The sequence below is a fragment of the Clostridium sp. genome, from assembly GCF_029258205.1.
Classification (GTDB): Bacteria; Bacillota; Clostridia; order Clostridiales; family Clostridiaceae; genus Sarcina.
The window spans coordinates 1-4,013 of sequence record NZ_JARHZJ010000099.1 but is presented as its reverse complement, the minus strand read 5'-3'; the positions used below and the strand labels follow the sequence as shown (position 1 = coordinate 4,013).

Annotated in this window: 4 protein-coding genes and 1 pseudogene; 2 read left to right on the top strand and 3 right to left on the bottom strand. The window is 25.4% G+C overall.

Annotated features, from left to right (window positions below; genetic code table 11):
• Positions 1–153: pseudogene (locus Q1J60_RS12135) on the top strand (class IV adenylate cyclase); the annotation flags it as partial.
• A gap of 228 nt (positions 154–381) precedes the next feature.
• Here Q1J60_RS12135 and Q1J60_RS12130 read toward each other — a convergent pair.
• The 3 genes from Q1J60_RS12130 to Q1J60_RS12120 form a co-directional block, all read right to left on the bottom strand.
• Positions 382–975: a hypothetical protein gene (locus Q1J60_RS12130; protein WP_300262699.1), complete on the bottom strand. Its 594-nt coding sequence runs from the start codon at positions 973–975 to the stop codon at positions 382–384.
• A gap of 135 nt (positions 976–1,110) precedes the next feature.
• Complete coding sequence (locus Q1J60_RS12125) at positions 1,111–2,745, bottom strand: C40 family peptidase (RefSeq protein ID WP_300262696.1); 1,635 nt, start codon at positions 2,743–2,745, stop codon at positions 1,111–1,113.
• A gap of 164 nt (positions 2,746–2,909) precedes the next feature.
• Positions 2,910–3,278, bottom strand: a complete 369-nt coding sequence (locus Q1J60_RS12120; RefSeq protein ID WP_300262693.1) for a DUF2164 family protein — start codon at positions 3,276–3,278, stop codon at positions 2,910–2,912.
• Positions 3,279–3,472: 194 nt separating this feature from the next.
• Here Q1J60_RS12120 and Q1J60_RS12115 point away from each other — a divergent pair, with 194 nt between their 5' ends.
• A complete protein-coding gene (locus tag Q1J60_RS12115) occupies positions 3,473–3,859 on the top strand; it encodes a hypothetical protein (RefSeq protein WP_300262690.1) in 387 nt (128 codons plus the stop codon).
• Positions 3,860–4,013: the final 154 nt, after the last annotated feature.

Here is a 4,013-nt window from a genome sequence, read left to right as displayed (position 1 = left end):
CCATACATAGAAATAGAAACTTCATCTGAAGAAAAACTTAATGAAATTTTAATAGATCTAGGATATTCCATGGAAGATACAACTTCTAAAACAATTTATGAAATTTTAAAAGATAAAGGTATTTCTCATGATTCTAATAAAAAAGGCCTATAGTTACTAGAATTACTTTAACAAAATAACTGAAAAAATTATAAAAACTAAAAATAATTCTTACTATAGTAAAATTTATTTGAAGACAAATTATGAAATAGTAGATAGTTTTGTGTAAAAAATTAAAGCTATCTACTGTCTAATTGTATCCAAATAATAAAATTTATCTCCTTTATCAATGCAAATTATATAAATTTTATTATTTAGTCATTATATAGCCTATCTATAAACCTAAGTAAATTGCTTTATTCTATTATTTATAAATTTTAAAAATCCACTTCCCTTTTTAGGTACAGCAAAGCTATTATGATAATATTTCTTTTCATTTACTATGTCTTGACAAAACATTTCTAATTCTATGAGTAGTTGATTATATTCTAAATAATTATTTTCCCAACCACTTTTCCATAAATTTAATTTAGCTAATACTCCTATCCCCTTCTGCCATACAATATATTTCTTATTACATATTTCTATACAGTTATCTAATAGTTTTTCTATTTCAATTAAAACTTCAATATCACCATTTAAAATAGCTGAAAATTTTATTTCTTTATTATAATTATTATTTTTATTTTCATCTCTAATAATATCTAAAAATCTTTTTGATGCACTATTAAATTCATTTTTTCTTAATGAAGTAATAAAAATAATATTATCACAGTTTCTAATTTTATATTTAATATATTGTAACTCATTATCACTTAATAATATTTTAGAGCATTCTACACTTCCTAATAGCTTTCTTTCTATACAATCTGCTATATAATAAGAATTACTCTTTTCTCCTTCATAACTACTAATAAATAATAATAATTTTTTCACCAAACTATATCCCATCATTTTACAATTTAATTTTATTTTACAAAATTTATATATTAAATAAATTAAAAAACAAGCTATATCTAGCAAAACATCACTAAATATAACTTGTTTTATAATAAATTTATTATGTTAATCTTAAAGAACTCTTCTTGCTCTACCTATTTTACTCCATGGAACTGATGTAATAGACACAAATTTACCTTTGTTAGGAGCCTCTATCCACTGACCATTTCCTATATACATACCTACATGACCTAAATTACTAAAGAATAATAAATCGCCTGGCTGTGCATTACTTGGAGAAACTTCATATCCACTCTCTATTTGGTCCCAAGTTGTTCTTCCTAAATTTATTCCAGCTTGTCTAAAACTCCATTGCATTAATCCAGAACAATCAAACGCTCTGTAATTACCATTTAAATAGTTTGATGGTATATCATAAAATCCTCTTGCAGCATGATCTGGAAAACTTTTTCTTAAGCTACTTAATAAACTTGAAGTTAATACTTCTCCAGATCCTCCATAAATATATGGAGAACCAATATGAGACTTCATAATACTTAGAACTTGCTCATATTTACTTTGGTTAACTTGTCCACCACCTATGTTTCCATTTTGGCTTCCATCTTGATTTTCATTTGAACCTTCATCTGAAGATACTATTTTAACATACTTTTCATTTAAATAACCAACTTTTCCATTATATTTTATCTTAAACCATCCTGAAGAAGTCTTTCCTTTTAAAGTAAATCTTTCATTAGGTAATAAATATGCTAAAACAGAACTACTAGTATTAGGTTGACTTCTAAGTCTTAAATTACTTGTTACATTTACAACCTTTCCAGTTTTTCCATTATAAGATTCATCTAAATTGTTATTTGAACTTCCACTTTGATTATTATTAGAACCTTCGTTTCCACTTACTACTTGTACATAATCTCCATGAACATGTCCTTTTGTTCCTTGTGCATCAATATTATACCAAGCTCCATTTTTTCCATTTATTTTAAAAGTTTGACCCGAACTTAATGATCCAACAACTGAGCTATTTGTACTTGGTGATTGTCTAATTCTTAAAGAAGTACTTACGTTTACAACCTTACCTGTCTTTCCAGCTAAAGAAGTATCCATTCCTGATCCACTTTCTGATGATTGCCCACCATTACCTGAATTATTACTTGAACTACCTCCACCTACTTGCACATAATCTCCATGAATATGACCTGTAAGACCATTTGCATTTATATAATACCAATCTCCAGTTTTACCTTTTATCTCAAATGTCTGTCCACCTCTTAGACCTCCTACAACTGAGCTATTTGTGCTTGGTGATTGTCTAACTCTTAAAGAAGTACTTACGTTTATAACAGTACCCATTTTCCCTGCTAATGAAGTATCTAAATTCGAATTGTTTCCAATATTATTACTATTAGAATTACCATTTACTTCTTTTACATAATCTCCATGAATATATCCTGCCTTACCATTAATATTTATTTTATACCATGAACCTTCTTTTCCATCTATATTAAAAATTTCACCATTAGTTAAATATCCAACAACTGAACTACTAGTACTTGGGCTCTTTCTAATTCTTAAATTTGTACTTACGTTTACAACTTGCCCTTTTGTTACAGTTCTTGTTTTATTATTTTCTTCTAATTGATTAGAATTTTTATGTTCTGTTGCATAAGCATTTTCACTATGTGCCGAAACAACACATATAGTTGATACAGCAAAAATCAAAGCTGCTATCTTATTCCTATTCATACAAAATCCTCCCTAGTAGTCATATTACGCACCACCTAAAATAATCTTTCATTTTATATAATATATTCTTTAGGAAAATTTATCAACAAAATAGTTACAAAAAAATATCAAAAATATCAAAAAAGAAGTTGTCTATATTTAAATTGGACAACTTCTATGTTCTATCACCTTTCTACACTCAACAAATCATCAGATTTTTCAACAATATATTTATAAGAATCTATAACACCTTGTATATAAAATTGTGCTCCTAAATTTTCCACAAAAAATCTTATAAGTTTATCTAACTCTTCATCATCTAAACTTTCATTTTTTTCAATTTTAAAATATTTTAAAAGTTCTTCTTTTAAAAAATCTTTTTTTTCTTTAGAAATATCAAAATTATTATTTATTGTAACACTACCTTTCTTTTTATTATTTATAACAATATCACTTATAAAAAAACTAGTGTAACAATGTCCTTGCTTATCATAATAATCTTCCTTATTCCCATAATATCCTTCTTCAACTTTATTTAAATCATTTTTATTCATACAAATTCACGCCTTTAAAATAATTTTGGAATATACCCCATATAATACATTTTATTCACCAATCATATTAAAGTTACTTAATTATATTATTTTAATCTATAAGTTTTTATCATTAAATAAAAATATATTTAAAAAAACTTTAATTTATGGATTATATAAATTGATTTTGTAAATAATAACTTTGAGGTGATTTTATGTATAAAGCAATTGGTATAAATAAAGATAAAGAATATAAGTCCTTAAGAAAAAAATCTAAACGTTTTGTTCCACCATCTCACTATAGAGATAACTATTCAATGAATAACTCTCATGAAGATAATCTTGAGGATTACTCATTCTTTGATTCTATAGAAGATTTAAAAGATTGTGCTAATTCCAATGATGATGATTGCACAATAAAATCTTGTCTATTAAACAAAGAAATTAAAGCAAATAAAAAAGTTCTTATTGCATCATGCATAGGTGCTACAGCTGGCATTATAGGTGTAGCCTGTACAATAAAAAAAATGAATTCAAAATCAAGTAAAAAATTTTTAGTATCTGCTCCTTCTTTAATGAAATTTGCTAAAACTATGTTTTAAAAAGTAAAAAAGAAGCCACATAAAATTTTGTGGCTTCTTTTTAATTTAATAATTAAATTTTTTTGTAAAAATTCTATACTTTCAATGCCTTAAAAGTTCTTTTAGAATATAATCTAATTAGTTTTTACTATTTTATTAAAAATGCAAAATTACC